The organism is Neorickettsia sennetsu str. Miyayama (assembly GCF_000013165.1).
Taxonomy (GTDB): Bacteria; Pseudomonadota; Alphaproteobacteria; order Rickettsiales; family Anaplasmataceae; genus Neorickettsia; species Neorickettsia sennetsu.
Window position 1 is genome coordinate 387,098 of record NC_007798.1, and the last position, 22,400, is coordinate 409,497.

The 22,400-nt window shown below is 39.8% G+C and carries 22 protein-coding genes and 1 tRNA gene; 10 read left to right on the plus strand and 13 right to left on the minus strand.

Translation table 11 applies throughout. The features are described 5' to 3' along the window. Nucleotides 1–137: 137 nt before the first annotated feature. The 3 genes from NSE_RS04035 (at nucleotide 138) to NSE_RS01900 (ending at nucleotide 2,825) form a co-directional block, all read left to right on the plus strand. Complete coding sequence (locus NSE_RS04035) at nucleotides 138–308, plus strand: zinc-finger domain-containing protein (protein WP_011451860.1); 171 nt, start codon at nucleotides 138–140, stop codon at nucleotides 306–308. Continuing rightward, on the plus strand, nucleotides 292–978 hold the full coding sequence (gene dnaQ / locus NSE_RS01895) for a DNA polymerase III subunit epsilon (protein WP_011451861.1): 687 nt from the start codon (nucleotides 292–294) through the stop codon (nucleotides 976–978). Before NSE_RS04035 ends, dnaQ begins: the two co-directional genes overlap by 17 nt. A 209-nt stretch (nucleotides 979–1,187) precedes the next feature. Beyond that, on the plus strand, nucleotides 1,188–2,825 hold the full coding sequence (locus NSE_RS01900; protein ID WP_011451862.1) for an aminopeptidase P family protein: 1,638 nt from the start codon (nucleotides 1,188–1,190) through the stop codon (nucleotides 2,823–2,825). 86 nt (nucleotides 2,826–2,911) lie between these two features. Here NSE_RS01900 and NSE_RS01905 read toward each other — a convergent pair whose 3' ends face one another. From NSE_RS01905 to NSE_RS01925, 5 genes are all read right to left on the minus strand, one after another. Further along, the gene (locus NSE_RS01905) at nucleotides 2,912–3,688 is read right to left on the minus strand and encodes an alpha/beta hydrolase (RefSeq protein WP_041917502.1); all 777 of its coding nucleotides are present in this window, start codon (nucleotides 3,686–3,688) and stop codon (nucleotides 2,912–2,914) included. A 189-nt stretch (nucleotides 3,689–3,877) separates the two neighbouring features. Further along, a complete protein-coding gene (locus tag NSE_RS01910; protein WP_011451864.1) occupies nucleotides 3,878–4,417 on the minus strand; it encodes a c-type cytochrome in 540 nt (179 codons plus the stop codon). Between the two features lie 141 nt (nucleotides 4,418–4,558). Next, nucleotides 4,559–5,137, minus strand: coding sequence for a phosphoribosylglycinamide formyltransferase (purN, locus tag NSE_RS01915; RefSeq protein WP_011451865.1), 579 nt, complete (start codon nucleotides 5,135–5,137; stop codon nucleotides 4,559–4,561). 59 nt (nucleotides 5,138–5,196) lie between these two features. Continuing rightward, the gene (locus tag NSE_RS01920) at nucleotides 5,197–6,717 is read right to left on the minus strand and encodes a leucyl aminopeptidase (protein ID WP_011451866.1); all 1,521 of its coding nucleotides are present in this window, start codon (nucleotides 6,715–6,717) and stop codon (nucleotides 5,197–5,199) included. Nucleotides 6,718–6,763: 46 nt separating this feature from the next. Then, nucleotides 6,764–6,836: transfer RNA gene (locus NSE_RS01925), tRNA-His, on the minus strand. Nucleotides 6,837–7,151: 315 nt separating this feature from the next. Between NSE_RS01925 and aspS the strand changes: the two genes are divergently transcribed. Beyond that, nucleotides 7,152–8,948 (plus strand): aspartate--tRNA ligase, encoded by a 1,797-nt coding sequence (aspS, locus tag NSE_RS01930; RefSeq protein ID WP_081430823.1) that lies wholly within the window; start codon nucleotides 7,152–7,154, stop codon nucleotides 8,946–8,948. 229 nt (nucleotides 8,949–9,177) lie between these two features. On the opposite strand, the gene NSE_RS01935 is transcribed toward aspS, so the two are convergent. Then, on the minus strand, nucleotides 9,178–10,155 hold the full coding sequence (locus NSE_RS01935) for a Mur ligase family protein (RefSeq protein ID WP_011451868.1): 978 nt from the start codon (nucleotides 10,153–10,155) through the stop codon (nucleotides 9,178–9,180). Nucleotides 10,156–10,424: 269 nt separating this feature from the next. On the opposite strand from NSE_RS01935, the gene pstA reads away from it, so the two are divergent. The 3 genes from pstA to tatA are packed head-to-tail and all read left to right on the plus strand — an operon-like array spanning nucleotide 10,425 to nucleotide 12,806. Then, a complete protein-coding gene (pstA, locus tag NSE_RS01940) occupies nucleotides 10,425–11,618 on the plus strand; it encodes a phosphate ABC transporter permease PstA (RefSeq protein ID WP_011451869.1) in 1,194 nt (397 codons plus the stop codon). A gap of 6 nt (nucleotides 11,619–11,624) precedes the next feature. Further along, nucleotides 11,625–12,638: an ABC transporter ATP-binding protein gene (locus tag NSE_RS01945; RefSeq protein WP_011451870.1), complete on the plus strand. Its 1,014-nt coding sequence runs from the start codon at nucleotides 11,625–11,627 to the stop codon at nucleotides 12,636–12,638. Nucleotides 12,639–12,650: 12 nt separating this feature from the next. Then, nucleotides 12,651–12,806 carry a twin-arginine translocase TatA gene (tatA, locus tag NSE_RS01950; protein ID WP_011451871.1) on the plus strand — a complete coding sequence of 52 codons (156 nt, stop codon included), beginning with the start codon at nucleotides 12,651–12,653 and terminating at the stop codon, nucleotides 12,804–12,806. A gap of 12 nt (nucleotides 12,807–12,818) precedes the next feature. Here tatA and NSE_RS04125 read toward each other — a convergent pair whose 3' ends face one another. Further along, nucleotides 12,819–12,956: a hypothetical protein gene (locus NSE_RS04125; protein ID WP_011451872.1), complete on the minus strand. Its 138-nt coding sequence runs from the start codon at nucleotides 12,954–12,956 to the stop codon at nucleotides 12,819–12,821. A gap of 126 nt (nucleotides 12,957–13,082) precedes the next feature. On the opposite strand from NSE_RS04125, the gene NSE_RS01955 reads away from it, so the two are divergent. Next, complete coding sequence (locus NSE_RS01955) at nucleotides 13,083–13,853, plus strand: thiazole synthase (RefSeq protein WP_011451873.1); 771 nt, start codon at nucleotides 13,083–13,085, stop codon at nucleotides 13,851–13,853. A 287-nt stretch (nucleotides 13,854–14,140) separates the two neighbouring features. Here the strand turns inward: NSE_RS01955 and folP are convergent, their stop codons facing one another. Together folP and folK are read right to left on the minus strand one after the other, a co-directional pair. Continuing rightward, on the minus strand, nucleotides 14,141–14,926 hold the full coding sequence (gene folP, locus NSE_RS01965; protein WP_049821601.1) for a dihydropteroate synthase: 786 nt from the start codon (nucleotides 14,924–14,926) through the stop codon (nucleotides 14,141–14,143). Nucleotides 14,927–15,172: 246 nt separating this feature from the next. Then, nucleotides 15,173–15,730 carry a 2-amino-4-hydroxy-6-hydroxymethyldihydropteridine diphosphokinase gene (gene folK / locus NSE_RS01970; RefSeq protein WP_227028978.1) on the minus strand — a complete coding sequence of 186 codons (558 nt, stop codon included), beginning with the start codon at nucleotides 15,728–15,730 and terminating at the stop codon, nucleotides 15,173–15,175. A gap of 80 nt (nucleotides 15,731–15,810) precedes the next feature. Between folK and metK the strand changes: the two genes are divergently transcribed. Next, nucleotides 15,811–16,959 (plus strand): methionine adenosyltransferase, encoded by a 1,149-nt coding sequence (metK, locus tag NSE_RS01975; protein WP_011451878.1) that lies wholly within the window; start codon nucleotides 15,811–15,813, stop codon nucleotides 16,957–16,959. Between the two features lie 2 nt (nucleotides 16,960–16,961). On the opposite strand, the gene NSE_RS03985 is transcribed toward metK, so the two are convergent. The 4 genes from NSE_RS03985 to NSE_RS01995 all read right to left on the minus strand — a co-directional run bounded on the left by NSE_RS03985 (nucleotide 16,962) and on the right by NSE_RS01995 (nucleotide 20,094). Further along, nucleotides 16,962–17,342 carry a helix-turn-helix domain-containing protein gene (locus NSE_RS03985; RefSeq protein ID WP_049821602.1) on the minus strand — a complete coding sequence of 127 codons (381 nt, stop codon included), beginning with the start codon at nucleotides 17,340–17,342 and terminating at the stop codon, nucleotides 16,962–16,964. A gap of 42 nt (nucleotides 17,343–17,384) precedes the next feature. Next, a complete protein-coding gene (locus NSE_RS01985; RefSeq protein WP_227028979.1) occupies nucleotides 17,385–17,801 on the minus strand; it encodes a YbaB/EbfC family nucleoid-associated protein in 417 nt (138 codons plus the stop codon). Nucleotides 17,802–18,038: 237 nt separating this feature from the next. Further along, complete coding sequence (gene dnaX, locus NSE_RS01990) at nucleotides 18,039–19,229, minus strand: DNA polymerase III subunit gamma/tau (protein ID WP_011451882.1); 1,191 nt, start codon at nucleotides 19,227–19,229, stop codon at nucleotides 18,039–18,041. Between the two features lie 205 nt (nucleotides 19,230–19,434). Beyond that, nucleotides 19,435–20,094, minus strand: coding sequence for a CADD family putative folate metabolism protein (locus NSE_RS01995; RefSeq protein ID WP_227028980.1), 660 nt, complete (start codon nucleotides 20,092–20,094; stop codon nucleotides 19,435–19,437). Nucleotides 20,095–20,409: 315 nt separating this feature from the next. Between NSE_RS01995 and htpG the strand changes: the two genes are divergently transcribed. Next, complete coding sequence (htpG, locus tag NSE_RS02000; RefSeq protein WP_011451885.1) at nucleotides 20,410–22,272, plus strand: molecular chaperone HtpG; 1,863 nt, start codon at nucleotides 20,410–20,412, stop codon at nucleotides 22,270–22,272. Nucleotides 22,273–22,400 lie beyond the last annotated feature (128 nt).

The window sequence follows — 22,400 nt, forward strand, 5'->3', positions numbered from 1 at the left end:
CTCAACGGGCTATTATAGCAGGATCATGATCTTGCTTAACAGCCAATTACATATGTTCTTGTTTTACAATTTAAATTTGTTGTTTATTCTATGTGCTGTACTAACGAGGGAGTTGCTTCTGTAGAAGAAAATTAAGTATGGAAAAAATTATTCACTATACATCCGGTACTAGAGTTGCGTGTTATGGAGAAGAAAATTCAATGCATCCACTTGTTTACCTAGATCTGCAAAGGGACGGGCGGGTTACTTGTCCTTATTGTGGTGCTATATTTGTTCACAGGGGTACAAACGATGACTCAGAGACGTAAAGTTATTTTAGATACCGAGACCACGGGCCTCGATATGAAGAATGGAGATCGTGTCATTGAAATTGGCTGTGTCGAGGTGGTGGATTTTCGAATTACAGGCGAAATCTTTCACATTTATTTGAATCCTGAGCGTGAGATTTCAAAAGAGGCAACACGTGTACACGGTATCACTTTCGAACAACTTGCTGATAGTCCAAAGTTCATCGATATAGCAGATGATTTTCTAAAATTTATAGATTCATCAGAAATAGTCGCTCATAACGCAAGTTTTGATATCCGTTTTCTCAATTCTGAACTGATCCGTGCAAGGCAGAGAAGATTGATCAAATTGGAAAATGTTATAGATACTCTTGCTATGGCAAGAAAGATATTTCCGGGTTCTCCAGCTTCATTAGATGCACTATGTAGGAGATTTAGGATTTCACTTGAGCAGAGAGAGTTACACGGAGCTTTATTGGATGCACAGCTTTTAGCGCGTGTTTACATAGAATTAAGTAAGGGTAGCCAAGTCAGTATGAGTTTTTTAGAGGGATCTAGTGTAAGTTCTGAGAAAAAAATGTTCAAAGAACGTGAGAAGCTCATTATTACCCCTGAGGAGTCGCTTGAGCATAGTGAACTGATCAGGCGCCTTAAAAATCCTCTTTGGGATGAAATTTTGATGGAGGAATAAAGTCATCTACGGACAGGATTCCGCTTTAACACGGTTTTTATGACCAATATACGCTGTGTACTTGTTTTAAGTCTATTGTGACTGTTAAAAGTAGTTTAGTGTTATCTTCTTTCTTTTAAGAGCACAAAGCTTATGGTGATTTCTATGACCTGCATATCCAAAACCAGACAGTAATGTTAAAACACTTGTTTTAATTTTCTGTGATTAGTGTGATAACGCCTGAAGAGAAGTTGTCTGCTCTGAGGAGAATAATGGAAGATAACCGGATGGAGGGTTTTCTTATAACTATTAGTGATGAATTCTTACTTGAGTCTCCTCTTTCGTATAATAACCGCATTAAGTGGCTTACTGGATTTTGTGGATCGTTTGCTATGGTCCTCATTACTTGCGAGAAAGCGTATTTTTTTACCGATTCTAGGTATTTGATTCAAGTAAAGCTTGAAGTTTCTGAAATATATACACGCCTGCAGTTTAGTCTTGCTGAAATTGAGCGTGTGATAAAGGAGAGTTGTATCCGGAGAATTTGTTACGATTCAAGATTGCTTAACCGTGCCATGTTGAGCTTCTTCCGGTGTCAGATGGAGCCTTTAGATTGGAATCCCATTGATTGCCTCTGGGACAGAAATACAGTTTCTGTTGGAAGGGTTGTAGTTCATCCACTTTGTTATGCAGGGTTATCTAGTCAGGAAAAGTGCAAACAAATCATCAACATAACAGGTGGGAATAACTATTTTTTCTCTAATTCAGAGTCCGTGTGCTGGTTAGCAAACATACGTGGTTCAGATCTTGAATATACACCTGTAGTTTGCTGCAGAGCCATTCTTTATTCGAATGGGCTGCTGAGAATCTTTCTATGGGGCCAGGTAGAGGATTTACCTTCGTTGGAAAGTCATATAGAGATTTTGCGATTGGAAGAATTACAGTTTTACTTGACACAATTAAAATCGGTAGCTCTAGATGAGCAGAGCGTAAATATTTACTACTTGAATCTAATAAGAGATAGAGATATACAAATTACTCATCTGCAGGATCCATCGGTTATTATGAGAGCTTGCAAGAACCACATAGAACTTGAAGGTAGTATAGCAGCTCATAAAAGAGATGGCTTGGCTCTGACAAAGTTCTTAAACTGGCTCAAAGTAAATGAGTCTTCAGATGAATTAGCATCAGCAGAGATGTTATTAAGTTTTAGAAAAGAGCAAGAGCTGTTTTTTTCCCTGAGTTTTCCTACGATTTCTGCATTTGGTCCACACGGTGCGATAGTTCACTATACTCCTTCTAAAAAGAGCAATTTGCAATTCAAGCCCGGAAATCTATATTTGGTCGACTCCGGTGCTCAGTATCTGGATGGTACGACAGACGTGACACGTACTGTTGCAATAGGTGAGCCAACTGAGGAGCAAAAGTTTCATTATACTATTGTCCTGAAGGCGCACATTGGGCTTGCTAAAGCTGTGTTTCCGGCTGGTACTACTGGTAGACAGTTAGATGTACTGGCTAGGTCTCACCTTTGGAGTTACAAACTTGATTATGCTCATGGTACTGGTCATGGTGTTGGGAGCTTTCTTAATGTTCATGAAGGGCCACATTCATTTGGAAGTGAGGTGCCGTTAAAAGTAGGTATGATTATTTCAAATGAACCTGGTCTCTATTTCGAAGGGAAATATGGCATAAGACTGGAGAATCTTATGTATGTTAAGGAAGCTGGAGATGGGTTTTTGAGTTTTGCTCCTCTTACTCTTGTTAATTTTGATGAGAATCTAATACGACACGAAATGCTTTCCGATAGCGAATCACGGTGGCTGGAGGATTACTCGGATTTAGTCAGGACAACACACAGGTCTTAGCACTTTTTTCTTTGAAAAAGCAAAACAGACATACTCAGAAAACAACAAGTTAACTCTAATAACGCGCTCGGCTTACTTACTTTTTGCTAATCCGCACTTTTGCTTTCTTGAGGACGAAAAGAATGGGGCCTGCGCATTTGAGCTATTGCCTCCTCCAAAACAGTTAGACTAATAGGATCATTCATTCTGTGATCAGCATCACGGAGCAGACGTACTTCTGCATATGGAGCATCTACATGTTCGAGTAGCTCGATGGATTTCTGATATGAAACAATGTAATCAGCAAGACCATGTAGAAGAATAACTGGACAAGAAATACTTAATTTTTTGTCTAATATTAGGTTTTTTTTACCATCCTCTAAAAATGCCTTAGTGACTAGGAGTTCCCTGCCATTTTCAAATGAAAAAATAAAGTAACCTTGCTCTATAAGTTTTTGACGTGTTTCAGGAGTAAATTGTTTGTCGAGATCTGCAGTAAAATCAGGTGCAGCAGCAATTCCAATTAGTCCCTTCACTCTTTCCGGTAAAGCCTTAGCCAATGCGAACATCATCCAACCACTCATGCTTGAGCCGATTAAAATCTGCTTACCAGTGGTCACATTTTCTAGCACCTCAAGTGCGTTTTGGGTCCAGATACTTATACTGCCCTCTTGGAAATCTCCATCTGATAGGCCATGGCCAAAGTAATCAAATCTAGTAAAAGTAATTCCATTTTCTTCGCAAAAAAGCCTCAAATGTTCCGATTTGGTGCTTGTCATATCTGATGCACGACCGCACATGAAAAGAATTCCATCATCGGAGGGGCCTGCAAAGGTTTGGTAGGCTATTTTTCCGGTTAGTGTAGACAAATATTGCGTAGACATCAAATACCCGATCTGCGAGAACCGTGCAATTTTAACTTGTCTTTTGCGGAAAGAAAACAACAAAGGAGTAGAAACCCCGATCCTACTGACCTCTCGATTCTAGACCAGGGGTAGTGAACCCAAAAAGGCTCGAAGGCACACCACCCCAGGCTTCAATATTATCAAGGCAGTCAGAAGGAACATTTATGTTTATTCTGGCAGCGGAACAGGTGAATCAGAGAGACTACGTAGGTATGCGATTAGATTTGCTATATCCTGAGGATTGGAAAGTCCCGCAAATGACATCTTAGTTCCCTTGATGTACTGGGCTGGTTTGTATAGTAGATGTATCATTGAGTTATAATCCCAGGTACCACCTTTTTCCAGTAAAGCTTTGGAATATTTAAATGCATCCCCCAAGTGGGCTTTATTTTTTCCCAAAATATCCCAAAGATTAGGACCAACTTTGTTATGTCCACCCTTCTCAAAGGTGTGACAGGCAACGCACTTTTTAGCTAATTTTTTACCCTCTTCTATGTTTGCATCTTTGAAGAAGGTAGTCATATCAACGGCTGCCGGATCAAATTTGTTTGTTTGTGACTCTATAGTCTCAGCACTCGTAACTGCATATTGGTAATGTGTAACCTCTCTGGGATGGTAGAGGGCATCCACTACGTTGCTTACCGACAGAACCGTTATTCCAAAGAGAAGCACAGATGCAAAAAGCTTATTAAATTCCAGATCTTTCATGAGAAAATGATGATAACAGGCGTACTGCACGAGGAAATGATATACGAACTAACTACCTTTCTTCAATGGGTATGAAAACCTGAGTATGTATTTTTTATGTAGAAAAGTTGCAGTCTTATTTATTGTTTCTTCATTTGCGTTTTATCCCTGTAAAATAATAAAGTCTTCCTCTACATTGTCGGTAAGTACCTTTTCAACGGCAATTGGGAAACATTTGTGCTCAGCTTTGAGTATTCTCTCACTTAGTGATTTGACAGTGTCGTTTTTAAGCACCGGAACGGCACCTTGGACAATTATTTTTCCTGCATCAACCTCGGGGGTGACGTAGTGCACAGTGCACCCAGCGATCTTTACCCCTGCTGCCAGCGCTTCTGCTTGGGCGTTTAATCCCCTGAATGATGGTAGTAAGGAAGGGTGAATATTGATGATGTCACACCCAACTCTCGATATGAAGTCCTTACTTAGTATTTTCATGAAACCGGCCAAACATATAAGATCCACCTTTACATATGACAGTACAGTGAGTATTTCCTCCTCTGAGGTGCAAATTCGTGTATCTATGCCGTAAGTGTGGGCTATGCTAATACCAGCAGCATCGGGCTTATTTGAAATAACAAGAGCAACAGAGAAAATTTTTTTTCCTTCATTTTTGGAAAACTCCAGCAGGGACTTCATGTTCGAGCCCCTGCCTGAAATAAAAATGGCAACCTTTTTTCTCATTCAACCTTCAAAACGCAGAGTCTTATTTCCTGCTATAGGTACGTAAGCAAAGCAAAGATTTACTTGTAAGTTTCTTTAACTGATTCCGATATAAATTCCGTTAGTAGTCGTACACCAAATCCAGAAGCTCCAATGCTGGAAAAATGGGAAGTACTGTTATTCCATGCAACGCCGGCAATATCGAGGTGAGCCCATTTTGTTCCGTCGTTTATGAATCGTTTCAAGAATTGAGCTGCTGTTATGCTGTCTGCGCCATGATTTTCTGTAGAGATGTTCTTCACATCTGCGACTTCAGAATTTATGAGATCATCATAATTTTTTGACATAGGCATTCTCCAGAGTTTCTCACCAACCTTTTTCCCCACATTTGCAAGGTTTTCGGCTAATGCATCATCATTAGAGAACAATCCTGCATGATCGTGTCCTAAAGCAACAACTATTGCTCCTGTGAGTGTTGCTACGTCTATTACTTGGTTTGCTTTTAAGTGTTCTTGCGCATACCACAAGGCATCTGCGAGTACCAACCTACCTTCTGCGTCAGTGTTGAGTACTTCAATTGTTTTCCCAGAAGCCGACCTGACTATGTCCCCTGGACGTTGTGCGACTCCTGAAACTGCGTTTTCAACGATCCCGAGTACGGCTGCAACATTTGCTTTCACACCCTGTTTTGCAATAGCATGAACTGCCCCCAAAACTGTTGCAGAGCCAGCCATATCGGATACCATATGCCACATTCCACGTGCTGGCTTAAGTGAAATACCACCGCTGTCGAAAGTAACGCCTTTTCCAACAAGAGCGATGTAGGGATCATCTTTATCCACTGCACCGTTATATTTTACCACCACTAATTTTGAAGGGTAAGTGCTTCCCTGACCAACGCCTAGAAGTGCGTTCATGCCTAATTTCTGCATGCCCTTTTCATCAAGGATTTCGACTTTTAGGTTTGGAGCTGTCTTGGTAATCTCCTTTACAGCATTGGCATAAGTTTCCGGATTAAGGTGATTTGCGGGTTCATTTATCAGATCCCTAGTTAACTTCATTGATTCAATTAAAGGCTCGACTTTCTCTCGAAAAACCGAATAGATGTGCTCGTAGTTCTCAATTCCAATTACAAGCCGCTCTAGCGTTATGCTCTTATCATCGGTCTTTTTTGTTTTATATTTATCGAACGAATAGTCTTTTAGCTTTGCCCCAAAAGCCAGATCCAAGGCATAGTCATCTTTTAAACCATCTAAAAGTACTGTCGCGGAAGAAACATTATTCTTCTTCATGAGTGAAGCAATCTGTGCTCCTGTTTTCTCTGCGGTATGAGCATCAAAATCTTTTTGTTTTCCAAGCCCAATGAGACACAGTTGTTGCAGTTTTGGATACCCTTCGACAAGGTCACTGAGAAAAATACAAACGTTTTCCCCAACTTTTCCAGTAAACGAAGTCGAAGCAATGCTTTTGGAGATAAACGAAGAGCTTTGTTGATCCAAAATGGAAATCCTTCCAAAGAACTCAGAATTTTCATACAGTCCACTGAATAGAATAGGCTCGCTTTGCATTGCCTCTACTGGATTCAAAAAAAAGACTTCCATAATAACTCCTAGAAAAAGAACAGAGTGGTGCTTCGAAAAAACAACGGGCGAACGACCAGATTCGAACTGGCGACATCCAGTACCACAAACTGGCGCTCTACCAACTGAGCTACATCCGCCAAAGTGCACGTCACAGCAAATGGCGATTATACTTTAACATCTTTTGTATATCAAACAGTATTCTAGATAGCCTCGAGGTTATAGGTGTGAGGAGTCAAATGCATTGCAGCAGCACATACATTTATGTGTTGGTGTAATTATTCATGTGGGGGATCTCTTATTCGATCGCAGAAGTATCACAGAAACCTCCTCAGGATCTGGGTATTAGATTGAGTTTCATCAGGAAGAAGATATAATTTTCTGGGCTGTGTGTGGGTGGACAGAGTGGTGTGTTTTTGCACTCATGCAGGGATTTTCGTTACCGCAGTAGATCGATGATGAGGGTCTTTCATATGGGGGTTGGATTGCTGAAGTCAAGTTATAGAGATTGTGGAATTGGCGAAATATCAGAGGAGCACATTGGCAAAGTTATAAAGCTTGCCGGATGGGTTTTTAGAAAAAGGGATCATGGTGCAATTCTTTTCATTGACCTGAGAGATGCTTATGGTGTAACACAACTTGTCATATCAGAAAGTATCGATGGTTTTGAGGAGCTCAGATGTGTCTCCTGTGAGAGTGTGATCACGGTTCAGGGACTAGTTTCGGCAAGATCACCTGAAACAATAAATAGTTCTCTTCAAAATGGTAGAATAGAGGTTATTGTTAAATCCTGGAGCGTGAATTCTCATGCCTCTTCATTGCCACTTCAAGTGGATTCCGAGTTTCCTTATCCTGAGGAAACACGGTTGAGGTATAGGTATCTCGATCTTAGGAGGAATAAACTCAAGAAAAATATCATACTTCGTTCAAAGATTATTTCTGAGATACGGCGGTTTATGGAAGACGAGGGTTTTACAGAATTTCAGACGCCAATACTGACTGCTACCTCACCAGAAGGGGCTCGTGATTATATCGTTCCCAGTAGGATTCATAAGGGAAAGTTTTACGCTTTGCCCCAGGCGCCACAACAATTCAAGCAGTTGCTTATGGTTGCTGGTTTTGATCGATACTTTCAGATAGCACCATGCTTCCGTGATGAGGATTCTCGAGCAGATAGGTCTCCTGGGGAGTTTTATCAATTAGATGTAGAGATGTCCTTTGTGGGACAAGAGGAGGTATTTGAACTGATGGAACAGCTTTTAAAGCATATCTTCTCAAAGTACTCAAATAGAAAAGTGTCTGGGAGTTTCGAGCGTATTCCATATAAGGAGTCAATGCTTCTATATGGGACAGATAAGCCTGATCTTAGGAATCCAATAAAAATTGCTGATTTTACTTCTATCTTTAAGGAATCTGGCCTCGCAGTTTTCATAGAGCAAATACAAAAAGGAGCTGTTGTTCGGGGGATTCCAGCTCCAAATTGCGGGAATAAGCCAAGAAAGTTTTTTGATGAGATGATAAGATATGCTACCACAGAGCTCTGTGCTCGTGGGTTAGCATACCTTTGTTTTGATAATGGGATTCCTAAGGGGCCGATTGCAAAATTTTTATCTTCTGAGCAAATAAGTGAGATTGCCAAAAAGGCTTCTCTTGGTAAGGGTGATGCAATTTTTTTCTCATGTGATGCTGAACGAGCAGCTACAAAAATTGCTGGGGCCATCAGAAAAAAACTAGGATTGGAACTTTCTCTGCTTGACAACTCAGAGTACAAATTTTGTTGGATTGTTAACTTTCCGTATTTTGAATTGGATGAAACGACTGGGAAATTAGATTTTTCTCATAACCCTTTTTCTATGCCTGAGGGTGGTTTGGAGGCTCTTAATGGAGATCCGCTGAAAGTTGTATCACAGCAGTACGATATTGTTTGCAATGGGGTGGAACTATCGAGTGGTGCTGTAAGAAATCATAAGCCAGAGATAATGTATCGTGCTTTTGAGATACTTGGCCTAGATAGGGAATATGTAAATCGTGTTTTTGGCGCTTTGATTGAGTCATTTCAGTATGGCGTACCGCCACATGCTGGGATAGCACCTGGAATAGACAGGATGGTGATGCTTATTGCAGAAGAGGAAAATATAAGGGAGGTAATTGCATTCCCAATGAACCAAAGATGTGAAGACACACTAATGAGAGCTCCTTCTCCTGTGGAGACAGAAAGATTACTTGAATGTGGGGTCAAGTTGGTAGAGTAGGGAACAGTAATACCGAGTGTTTGGGTCAAATGTGGAAGTATGAGGGTGTATTTATCCAGCAAGCTTGTCACACACCCTTCCTATCTATTTGTCTAGTTTCTGTTGCAATAGCAAAATGCAGTTGTTATCGGTATATCTGCTCAATTGAATTTTTTTTAAGTAATCTGTTAGGGACATGATGGGGCGTAATTTGTATCCTAAATACAAGATACCGTGATATTTTTTCTACTTATGTAGTAATCATATTATTTTCTAGTTCCATTTTGGACTGAAAGACAGAAAGAGTGTTATTTAAACTATTTTGAGTAACTTTTAGTTTCAAGGCTTTCATTACGCCTATCATAGGGGGCACTACGTATTTAAGGTGTTGGTTGTGATCAAGTAGTTTACATGTTTTTTGTGACCTACCTATCTTCACTACAGCAGTGTTATTTGAATGGCTAAGTAATTGGACATCGCAATTCTCATTTCTCCCAAAGGAGATGATTGTTGCTTTGTTTTTCCTTGCTTCTTGGAGGAGTAATTCGGTATAAGGCGTATCAAAGTTAAGTACAGCTATACACCCATTTTGGAAAATTTTCGCTTTTTCCATTACAATCAGCTCTCTTAAGTCTATCGACCTATCTTGGTGAAATCTGATATCCGTGATTACTCCTACCTTTGGAAGTGTGATTTGATTAAATAGATCAACATTTCCACTGCAAGTTGTGTCAACTTCTAAAACCAAAAACTTGCATGGGAAATCCGCGTTTAATATACCTAGGGTGAAACCTGCGAAATTTCCGGTACCATCTTCATTGTAACAGGTTTTACCGTAGTTCTTGAGTAGTGTAACAATCAGGTTTTTTGTTAAGGTTTTACTGCTGCCAGTGATTCCTATAACAGTTGGTTGATAATTTCTTATTAGGATTGCAGCCAATTTTTCCATTGCTCGCAGCGGGTCATCAACCCTAATGATAGGAATTGGAATTTTTGGGCATGCAATATCCTTTTTTGTAATTATTGCCGATGCACCATTCAAATATGCAGTTTCTATAAAACAGGGGATATCATGGTTCTTTGCATCTGCTATAACGAATATTTCGCCCTTTCCAACCTTTTCACAATTCATTGAAAACTTGCTTCTTGAGATGTCAATTTTTGCTTGGTATTCGCAAATCAGCTCTGCCTTTAGAATACTTCTAATGAGATCCGCAGTTAATAACATAAGCAGTACTTATTGACCACGTATTGGTAGCAGATATTAGGTATTTTGCGATAAAAGTAAAGCAAAATAATTTATTTTTTTTATATTTAACATAATATTTATATAATAAACTAACTTAAATATAGAGCTAAAAGCATAACATGTAAATTTTATTGGGAATATCGATTTTATGTACTTCGAAAAGGTGACATCATCCGTTTTTTGTTGATTGAATTTGAGTTCATTCTATTTGTAAAGCTATAATGTGGGTTCCGAAAGACCTGTCTGTAATGAACATAAATTACCTTCGTTTAAAGCTTAACACGCGTAGTTTTATCAATAAGTTCTTCTCGTTTGTGTGCGTTTTTTGCGCTTTTCTTCCGGTAGTTTTCCTTTTTGTACTGCTCTTTAGTACTTTTTCAGGAGCATATAAAGCTCTTCAGCAAACGAAGTTTGCAGTTGACCTGGAGAAGGTAGGTATTGCATCTGGTGACTTACGTTACGAGATACGGGAAAAGCTCATAAGCTATTTGAAAGATCAGCTTCCATGGGAGGAAGATCCCTTTATTATAATGAATTTTTTTAGTAACTATGCGGTAGACGAAGTGTTAGGCGCCTTGAACGTTGGAGAAAAAAAGGTTTGGGCGACAATTTCTGGCGAAGCAGATACAGTCCATAAATATCGACGCTCCGGGAGTCCCGGAATGAAAAGGGTTGTCCAGTATTTTTCCGAGCGCGGACTTTTGAAAAAGGCGCTCAATTATAAGCTTTTCACTAATCCTGATTCTAGAGATAGTAGCCAAGCTGGTATAGTAGGTGCGCTAATCGGATCTTTATATACTGTCTTTGTTAGCTTGTTGGTTTCTTTTTTTATCGGTGTTCTGACGGCTTTGTGGCTTGGTGAATATAGCAGTAGGAGCAGCATCACGAGAGTCCTTGAAGTGAGTATTAATAATCTTTCATCTACTCCACCGATTGTATTTGGTATACTTGGCCTAACGTTCTATATAAACTTCCTTGGTTTGCCTAGGTCTTCTTCTCTGGTTGGAGGACTAACCTTAGCATTTATAATGTTTCCTATTCTAGTGACTTCTTCTTTACACGCGATCAGGAGTGTACCCGATAATATAAAGCAAGCCGCATTTGCTCTAGGTGCATCAAAGGTTCAGGTTATCCTACACCATGTATTACCCCTTTCGATGCCAGGCATAATGACCGGAACTATCTTAGGGATTGCAAGGATTTTGGGAGAGTCAGCACCTCTGCTGATGATAGGAATGGTTGCGTTTGTTGGTAGCATTCCGGAAAGCATCAGAGAGCCGGCAAATGTTTTTGCGGTGCAGATCTATATATGGGCAACTAGTCCTGACATTTCAACGAATGAAAAGACTTCCATTATGGTACTTGTGCTTTTGCTTTTACTTCTTGCGCTGAACTGCGTGGTTCACTTTATTAAAAAGGTATTTCACTACGATTTCCACTAAGATATTATGAGTTTGTCTCTGAAGGACGTTTCGCACTGTTATGAGCATTTTTCTATAGAGAAGGCTTGTTTTGAGTGTTCTAGAGGGGAAATTGTTTGCTTAGTCGGTGAGTCAGGAAGTGGGAAGTCAACGCTTTTACGATTAATAGCTGGTCTGGAAAATCCTTTTTTCGGTACCATAAAGATTTTAGATAGAAAAGTTTTTGATCATGTAGAGAAAATTTCTGTCCCGACTGAGAACAGAAATATTGCGATGATTTTTCAGCACTCTTCACTTTTTCCGAATAAAACTGTGCTTGAAAATGTCCGTTTTGCTTTGAAAAAGACGGGAAGGGGTAGGATTGCCGAAGAAATGATTGAGTTAGTTGGGATGACAAAGTACAGCGCTGCTTTGCCTTTTCAAATCTCCGGGGGACAGCAGCAGCTTGTCACATTGGCTAGAGCTTTTGCTCAGTTTCCTGACATCCTCTTGTTGGACGAACCATTTTCGAATTTGGACACCAGCTTACGGACGAAAATAAGGGAGGATATGATTTCTCTTATCAGTAGCAAGAATCTCACTACCGTTATCGTAACGCACGATCCCTATGAGGCACTAGAAATTTCCGATACCATAGTTGTTATAGATGAGGGAAGAGTTGTTATGCAGGGTGTTGCAGAAGAAGTGTACTATAATCCTCCGGATAAAAAGACGGCTGAACTCTTTGGTATCATCAATGTGATAGAGGGACAAATTATTAACAATAAGTTTTGTTGCGATTTTGGAAGTCACCAGTTAGAAGGTGAATTCCCTGACATTGAAAGAAAAAATGCTTATGTAAGACCGTGTGGCATAAGAGTATGTTTCTCAGGAGAAGGGCGTGAGGCAACAGTCTGTAAAGTGAGAAGTTTTTCTAAAATGTTTAATGTTGAGTTATCTGGAAAAAGCTACTGGGTACAGGGCTCCGTAGATATTTTGCCAAAAAAGTATGATAAAATCTCCCTTCGATTAGATCACAAAGATCTAATTTTTTTTGATTGATAAGGAGGTTGTATGTCATTAGGACCCTGGCAGATATTGCTTGTTTTTCTTATAATTCTTGTTCTTTTTGGAGCTGGAAAGTTGCCTCAGGTCATCTCGGACATAGGTAGAGGACTTAGGACACTAAGAGAAGAGCTTAAAGATTCTGAGAAAAAAGCAGAGCGTTAGCGTCTCTCATTTTTATTCTGGTGGCAAAGCAGCTTTTGCTTTGCCACTCCGAAGTGAATTAGACTGTTTTAGCGGTGCTTTTGACTGCTTGTAGTTGCTTCTTCTCTCTAGCTTGTTTGCTGCTGGGATGCCTGTTGTTGGGCCGTCCATTTTTTGTTTGGGGTGAGACTAGTTGGTCCTCTGTCTTCTAGGTAGTAGGGTTTTGAAAAGCTTGTCTTGGATCCTGTTTGGCTGGTAATCTTTTTAAGTCGCTAATGATTTGAAATCCTGTTATTTATGCTCGATCATTTAGAAATCGCGGGAAGAAATTTCTCCTCTCGTTTGATTGTTGGTACTGGTAAATACAAGAATTTCGATGAGACTGTTAAAGCCATAGAAGCCTCCGGTGCTGAGGTGGTCACAGTTGCTCTAAAAAGGGTGAACATTACCGATAATAAACGTGAAAGTTTGCAGGATTATCTCGATCCTAAGAAATATACTTACCTTCCTAATACTGCGTTCTGTTTTACTGCGGGAGAAGCAGTTCGACATCTAGCTCTAGCAAGAGAAATAGGCGGCTGGAACCTTGTTAAAGTAGAGGTTTTTTCAGAGAAGGAGTTTCTTTACCCAGACATGCGGGAAACGTTAAAAGCAGTCAAAATTTTGGCTGGAGAAGGATTTCACGTTATGCCGTACTGCAATGATGATCCCATAATGTGTAAAAGGCTAGAAGAGAGCGGTGCGGTTGCGATTATGCCACTTGCAGCGCCGATAGGTTCAGGTTTGGGTATACAGAATCTTTTTAATTTGAAAGTTATTGTGAAGCAATCTAGTGTTCCGGTAATAGTGGATGCTGGAGTTGGTACGCCGTCGGACGCTGTAATAGCGATGGAAGCCGGTTGCGATGGGGTGCTTATAAATACTTCAATAGCAAAAGCGCGTTTCCCTGTTCAAATGGCAAAGGCGATGAAACATGCTGTTCGTGCTGGTAGATTAGGCTACTTAGCTGGCAGGATGCTACCTCAACAGTTTGCTTCTCCTTCCTCAAATAGTTCCGGTATTGTTTGAATTTATCGTTAGATATCTTCTTTATCTGGAAAAGAATTTTAGGCCCTTTAGTTTTCCGCTGATCCTCTAGTATGTGTATACGTTACCGTAGGCATCTTCTAGGAATGGATCGTTAGGGTATAATGAATCTTCAATCTGGGGTTTTGCCGCTTTTAAATTTCCAGGGTGGTACTCTATCTGTTTTGTATTTTACTCTGATATTTTTTGCTAAAATGACAGCTTTCCCATACCAAGACATTTTTTTCTTTGGAATAAGTCCTCCCAGACGAAGAATTCAATGCAATGGTTTAAAAGAAATTTGAACGTAATACATGATGTTCCTTTACTGAGTGCACCCTTACATACTCAACTTTTTTTGTAAATAAAATAGCGGATATGGGAAGGGTGAAATTTACTCCAGGACACTGGTCATTTAAGTGTTTAACAAGCCTCTTGTTTGAGTGACCAGCAAAAATCGGCAAGGAGAAACATCTTAGACTCTCTATATTCTTTATGATGGTATAGCACTGCTGATTCGTTTTTCCAAAACCTAGACCAGGGTCAATTAAGATATTTTTTCTTGGTATACCTATTGATTCGAGAACTGCTAATTTTTCTTCAAACCATGTTTTTAAGGTTTCAATGACATCTATATTATCCGGAAGGTTGAGATCTCCCTTTACTGGTATGGTTAATGCATGAGGCAAGAGCAGTGGAAAATCTACCTTGCCTTTTCTAACAAGGAGTTTTGCTACTTCCTCTACATTTTTTTGACTGTTAACAAATGTAACACCGTTTTCTAGAGCAAATTCGACCGTTTCTGGATTGTAACTGTCGATCGCTGCAACGGTACCATGCTTCTTACATAGCTCAACTATCTCCTGGAGGATTCCATCCAGGCGGTTTATTTCTTCCCTCTGTGAAATTGGATCTCCATCTGGTCTTGTTGACTCCGCACCCATTTCTATTATATCAGCACCATTTTGTATCATGTGCAGTGCGTGTCTTACAGCATCATCTCTCTTAAAAAATTTTCCTCCATCAAAGAATGAATCCGGGGTAATATTTAAAACCCCAACGATTTTTGAAATCATTATCTTACGTTTTATATAAAAATAGAGTAGGATACACAACTTATATACACTTCAGCGTAAGGGAGACAACAGTATACCCACTCAGTTCAAGAGCTACAGATTCAGATCAGTTATAACTGTATTCATACTTATAACATATTCTACTGAGATGAGATTTGTGGATAAGTGGAATCAATTGGCAAGGTAATAGTAAAACCAGAGACCTTATAGATATGGTAATGGTATATATACCTATATATACTGGAGCTAATATTCTTTTAGTTGATACAAAGGCTTTGCGTATTTACTTTGTGGACTAACGTGATTCTCAGAGGTAAAACTTCTTCTAGTGTTTCTATTGTGGTTAAGTAAAGCCTGCCTCATGTTTATTTTACAGATTGGATGATGCAGAAGTGGAACTATTTCTACTGCTGGTTTGAGCGTAAAGTAGCGGTTCAGAACTTCTTTGTGCGGGATCCTGAGTTGTTTTTCAAATAGGATAGCCTTCCCCCAAAATAAGATGTCGATATCTATAGTTCTTGGAGAATACTTACCTAATTTGATCTTTTTCATCTGCTTTTCTATCTTTTTGAGGCGGTTCAGTGTCTCGAATGGCTCGAAGAGTGCTCTTCCGATAACAACAGCATTATGATAATCCATATTCCACTCTTCAGGAGCATTCTTTGTTAGAAGCGCTTTCGTTTTAATGATTGGGGAAAGTATTTTTCTTGTCACAGGTAACTTTCTTACTGCAGCTAAAATGTTTTTTTTCGTATCACCTACGTTTGAACCCAGGCCAAGTACTACTAAATTCCCCTGACGCATCACCAGAGGATCATGATGGAAAAGCACAGGGCGGTATTGTATAATGCCTCCCTGAAATATAAAAGATTTTCCTATATTTTATGCATTTTGGGTTCAGGTATTTTAGCAGTGAAGCGGTTTTACCTGGTCATCCTGATAAGATAGCTGATCAGATCTCAGATTTGGTTTTGGACACTTATCTTCAAAAAGATCCTTCATCCAGAGTAGCAGCTGAGACAATGGTGACTCCCGATAGGGTTATTGTAGCTGGTGAGATCTATGGTCCAGAGGTTACCAATGCGGAACTGGAAGAAAAAATCCGCTTGTTTTTAAAAGGTATAGGATATGAAAAACACTTATTAGACTGGGAATCTTTGGAGATAGTTAATCTTTTACATGAACAGTCCCCTGAAATTTCTGCGGGTCTCCGGCGTTCAGCTAGTCTAGGCGCCGGTGATCAAGGCGTCATGTTTGGATATGCGACTGATGAAACACCTGTTGGTATGCCAGCCCCGATGTATTATGCAAGGGAAATTATTCGTGTCGTGAGAGAAAGTCCTCTCTTTGGACCAGATGGGAAAAGTCAAATTACAATTGAATACGATTTTTCTGGGAGACCAGTTGGAGTTACTAATGTGGTTGCGTCAGTTCAGCATCCCGCAGGGATGTCTACGCGGGATGTCAGAAATACGTTGTTGGAAAAGATAGTTTCTGTTTTGCCTAAGGATTGGTCATTTTCAGCGGATAGTATTATCATTAATCCAGCTGGTGCGTTTACAATAGGCGGTCCTAAAGGGGACTGTGGTCTGACTGGAAGAAAGATAGTTGCAGATACTTATGGAGGTGTAATTCCAAACGGTGGTGGTGCATTTTCCGGCAAAGACGCAACTAAAGTTGATCGTTCTGCGGCTTATCTTGCGCGGTATATTGCAAAAAATATAGTTTTTTCAGGTGCGGCAAGCAAATGTGTTGTACAGTTATGTTACGCAATTGGGATGGATGCCCCACTAAATGTGCAAATCTCTCTACCCGGAATCACCGCCTGTGATGAGGAGCAGATTTTTTCTTTAATTGTAGATAAAATTGATTTTTCTCCTTTAGGTATATCCACGCTTCTTCATCTGGATAGGCCGATATATCTAAAGACATCGACAATAGGTCACTTTGGCCATTCATATAATCCTACGGATATGTCTTTCAAGTGGGAAGATCTAGACTTAGTTCCTGCAATACAAGAGAGAGTAGGTTGATCTCACTTTTCGCTGGCTGGCTTGCGTATAGTGACACAAATTAGTTCCTCCGTAATGTGTGAGAGTATGACCTCCGTCTCACTACCTAAGTCAGCACATACTATTTCTAGGTTACTCCTTTCTGAGATGCTTGAGGTCTTCTTGGGAAAATCCTCCCCAAATGAATCACTAAACTGATTAACCCATCGCATTACCGTTGGTGGCGACACTGAAAATATCTTTGCAATGGAGTTCATCGAAATCCCAGAGAGAAAAAGCTGCACTGCATGCATTTTTAAACGAAGTGGCGCCCCGTGCTTTTCGTTCCTGCTGAACTGACACCCACAATTCAAGCACTTGTACCGCTGCTTTTCTTTTGCCTTGCCGCTCTTGATAAACCTCACACTGTTGCACTTTGGGCAATGCACTGTAGAAATTTTTGAAACTCAGAAAGGTGGCTTTTTTATGTCAAAAGGTATTGGAAAATCTTTTAACAAGTTCCCTTCCAGGGATTCTTCGTCCTTGGCAGCAAGATCTTTCGCATGATTGTATGCAGCAATTATGAGATCTGAGATGACGCACATATCTTCTTCCAGTTTCTCATCTATTGTTATCTCCTTAAGGTCAAAGTTTCCATCGATTATGACCTTAACCATTCCACCAGCAGCTTCACCTGTATAACGAGCATTATCTTTCTTTTGTTTGATATCACTCATTTTTTTCTGCATCCCTTTGAGCATTCCCTGAATGTCCACGCGAATCACCTCACAATAGTCACTTATTCTCCCCTTGGGGCAAGAGTAGCATTCATTTCTTAGTTTTGCTACCTTTGCCTTCATTGAAGAATAATAGATTTGAATCATTAACAGGGCTGCTTAGCAATAGTAGAGCTGTGAGAAAGTACCATAACTTTATTACACCGGCCATGCGAAAAGTCTTGAAATAATCTCTGTCTTAATCACGCCATGTTATGGTCGAAAGATACACGCCCTTATCCGTTGGCTATGGAAGATCGTCCAGCTAATTTTTTATACTCGAAAAATATAGCCACCAACTCACCGACTACATGTTTGAGGCTTGCAGTTTCTATAGCTACGTTATTAGTCTGATAATTCTGAACCATCAAACTCCTTAAGTATATAACTGGTCAACTCAGCAGAACTCATACTGCTGTTCTTAGATATTTCAGAATTTCTAGGAAGTATTGTACGCATTTCATTTGAAAAAATCTTTATAATTTCTCCTGGAGAAGGTAAGTTGGCTATGTATGACATTCTGATTATAGCGAGCTCAGCAACACTGTGATCACAGTTAAAAGATTTAATTTCCTCAATACTGGAAAGCATGCATTGTGCAAGTCTACAAAAAAATCCGGACTTGCTGCTATCTTCAGCGGTGAGTTTATCCTGGATCTTTTCATTTATTAGTGCTACAAGCTCCATAAAAATTGTAAGCATCTCGTAGCCTTTGGAGTATAAATCGTTTAATTTACCAAGCGAGGTTTTGCAATCACCCGCAATGATGGAGTCCAATAGCATGTATACTTCAGATAGGTCCACGAGACCCATTTTGTTTCTCAAGACATGTACTGTAATTTTTCCTTCGGAAGGATGAAGAGTAACTTGTTCCAGAAGAGATAAAGCATCTCTAAGCGAGCCATCCGCTTTTTCTGCAATGAATTTTATAGCATCTTGAGTGATTTCAATTTGTTCTTTCTCAGCAACTTGGGTGAGTCTTTCCGCGATTACGACCCTACTTAACCTCGAAAGTCGATAATGTTGGCATCTCGAGATTATAGTCGCAGGAATCTTTTGCAGTTCCGTGGTTGCAAGGAAAAACTTTACATGTTGCGGTGGTTCTTCAAGTAGCTTCAACAGTGCGCTAAAGGCACTTTGAGAAAGCATATGAACTTCATCAACTATATAACTCTTGTATTTCGAGAGGAGTGGCTTGTAAAGCGCACCCTCTATTAACATTCGAACATCTTCAACCCCTGTATTGCTTGCTGCATCAATTTCTAGAATGTCTGGATGGGATCCACTCAGTATTGAGATGCAAGAATCACATTTTAAACAAGGCAAAGCGCTCGTCCGGTTTAAGCACAGCAGAGAAAGAGTTACTGCTCTTGCTGTTGTTGTCTTGCCTGTTCCATATGGACCTGATAGCAAGATAGCACCAGCAACCTCATCCCTTGCTATTGATGCGGAAAGGCACTTGACCAGAAAATCCTGCCCAACAATTTCATCGAGTAGGCGTGGCCTATATTTGTTTGCAAGCCCTATATAACTCATGCTAATGCGAGATAGACTCAGTACAAACCATACACGGAAAAACGATGTCCACGCAACAGCTGCAGACTTTCCACCTAAGTCCACAAAATTGGGCTCAGCCTAACTATAGCAAGAACAGACAGCCACTCACCTCGGGAAAAGCGAAGAGCACTCTGGCAAATTCAAACATAACAGGACGCCTTTCCAGACGAACGGGACTAAAAAGTCACACGTTCAGATGTCCACCTTTTAACCTGATTTCTTCCATTCCATCTAGAAATCCCCACAAAGCGGAAGCAAGCTCAAGAGCTCCTTTTCTTGCTTTCTCTCTATCGTGTTCGTTCATTTCTTTGATAAGATCTTCACATTCTTGAGAGTGCCACTTGTCGGCTTCTTCATGCACGGAAAAGAACTTTAGCGCCTTTTCATCATTCACAGAATGGAATTTCTTCAGACTGGCTATCTTTACACGTGCTATTTCAGGAATCTGTCTTTCATATGCATAAAGTGCGCCTATACCTTCAGCTACAGAGCTATTTGATAATCTAAAGAATGTGTTACTTAAGTCCCTGGTTGTTTCAAGCAACTTTGCATTTTTGGCTTTCTCGCTCTCCAGTCCGATGAAGGAACAAAAATCTAACCACAACTTTGGGTGATTTTCTTCTCCCTTTTCTTCATCAATTAAGTTATCAAGTAACACCTGCCTGGTCTTTATATCCGAACATTTTGAATGAAGAGTACTAAGGTACCTAGGTGTTTCATTGACGTGGTTAAAGTACTGGCAAGCGTACTCCTGTAGATCTCTTTTAGATAATTCACCTCTCTCCCAAGCTTTATAAAAGCAGTGTCTAAGGAGGGATTTAGGTTCTAGTTCTCTTGCAAACATTGGAAGACGGAAAAAAGTACAAGCAGAAGTAAAACACAACGCTGAACTTTTTTCAAGTGCTTACTTATAATCAGCAAATGAATTAACAGTCATCCATGTATAGCTGGATAAATTCCTGCATTCTATAGCATGAAGCCTTACAACTGCAAAGAATCTTAATAAAAGCTGCTACCACACTGTACCTAGTGGTGCTGTAGATAAAGTCCCCGTTGTCATCTTGTATTTTCGATCCCATGGTAACGTGTTTGGGATTGAAATTGTGAAATAAGACACTTATATCTTCTCGAGTAGACTTGGGACTTTGATAGCTAACTCATGGAGAAAACAGAGCATAAGAACACCTATTCTTTTGATGCAGATGCATCGAAGGTTTTGAATTTGGTTATACATTCTCTTTACAGACATAAGGACGTTTTTCTTAGAGAGCTCATCTCTAATGCATCTGATGCTCTAAATAAACTACGTGAGGCATCTTACTTTGATCAGGAATTACTTGAAGATAACCCTGAGCTTGAGATTCTTATCTCTCTTAATAAGGAGAAAAAAATATTAGAGATCTCCGATAATGGGATCGGAATGGACGAAAAAGAGCTTGTAGAAAATTTAGGAACAGTAGCCAGATCTGGGACTGAGAAATTTTTGGAATCACTTAAGGATAAAAAAGTCGATTTAATAGGGCAGTTTGGAGTTGGGTTTTATTCAGTCTTCATGGTGGCAGATAAGGTTGAAGTGGAGACAAGAAAGGCAGGTACAAAAAAAGGTTATATTTGGGGGTCTCGTGGAAGAGATAGCTTCTATGTTGATGAACTTGGTGAAAGTGTTTCTAGGGGAACAAAGATCAGAATCTATCTCAAGGATAATTCTGAGGAATTCTTGGATAAGTTCAAACTAGAGCATGTTGTTGTGACAAATTCCAATCACATTGCCTTCCCAATATACCTGATCGATGAGAAAGGTGAGAAAGATCAGATTAATTCTGCGAGTGCTATATGGACGAAGAACAAAACTGAAATTACTGATGAAGAACATCAAAACTTCTTCCGCGATGTTGCGCATGTAGGGGGAAAGCCATGGATGATCATCCACAATAAAAATGAGGGTAGCACTGAGTATATAAACTTGCTCTACGTGCCGTCTATAAAGCCGTTTGATCTCTACAATCCTGATAGGAGGGCTTCTGTAAAACTATACATAAAAAAAGTTTTCATAACCGAAGAGAATGTACAGTTAATTCCTCAATACTTACGGTTCCTAAAGGGCGTAGTAGACTGCGCTGATCTTCCGCTTAATATAAGCAGGGAAACGCTCCAGTATAATAATGCACTTGTTAAGATAAAGAAGTCCTTGACTAATAGGGTGCTTAACGAGCTTAAAAAAAGGGCGGACAGCAATCCTGAAGAGTATATCTCTGGGTTTTGGAACAATTTTGGGGCTGTTTTAAAAGAAGGCCTCTGTGAGGCTATGCCAACAGATGAGAGGGAGCGTTTATTTGCTTTGTGTCGTTTTTACTCTCTGAAAAAGGAGAAGCTTATCAGCCTGGATGAATACATACAGGATATGCATCCGGAACAAAAAGAAATCTACTGTCTATGTAGTACAAGCTTTGAGAGTGCTAAAAATAGTCCTCAGCTTGAGGGTTTTGTTAGCCGTGGATTGGATGTGTTGTTTTTTACTGATCCAGTAGACGATTTTTGGATAAGTGTTTCTCATGAATATAAGTCGTATAATATTAAATCGATTACTAGATCTAGCATTGATCTTGATGCTTTTGCTGAACTTGAAAAAGCAGGACAGGAGGTTCAACAACATCATGATAAAGAGATAGATCGTTTGATAGCAAAAATGCAAGAAGTCTTGAAAGATGAAGTTGAGTCTGTAAGAATCTCGAAGAGGCTTACAGAAAGTCCTGTTTGTCTTGCTGTTCCGGATGGTGCAATGGATATAAGGATGGAGAAGTTTATGCTTGAGCAGAAACAGCTTCATTCCAGATCAAAAAAGATTTTGGAGATCAATGCTTCTCATCCTGTCATTGGAAAAATAATTGGGAAAGTCGATTCTCCTGAAGTAGAGGATTTGATATTTCTTCTCTATGATCAGGCATGCATTCTACAAGGTGATGAGGTGAGAAATCCTGTGAGGATGTCTAAGGCACTAACCAGGTTGCTTTTAATGACGTGAAATAGATGGTTATCTTTGTAAGTCTGATAGATTAGGAGCAGTCTTAGGTGCTGAGTTTCTTGGTAGCATTTTTTTAAACTGTTTTAGGTATAATTGGCGCCTTATCCTTGAATTTACTGTTCCCTTCT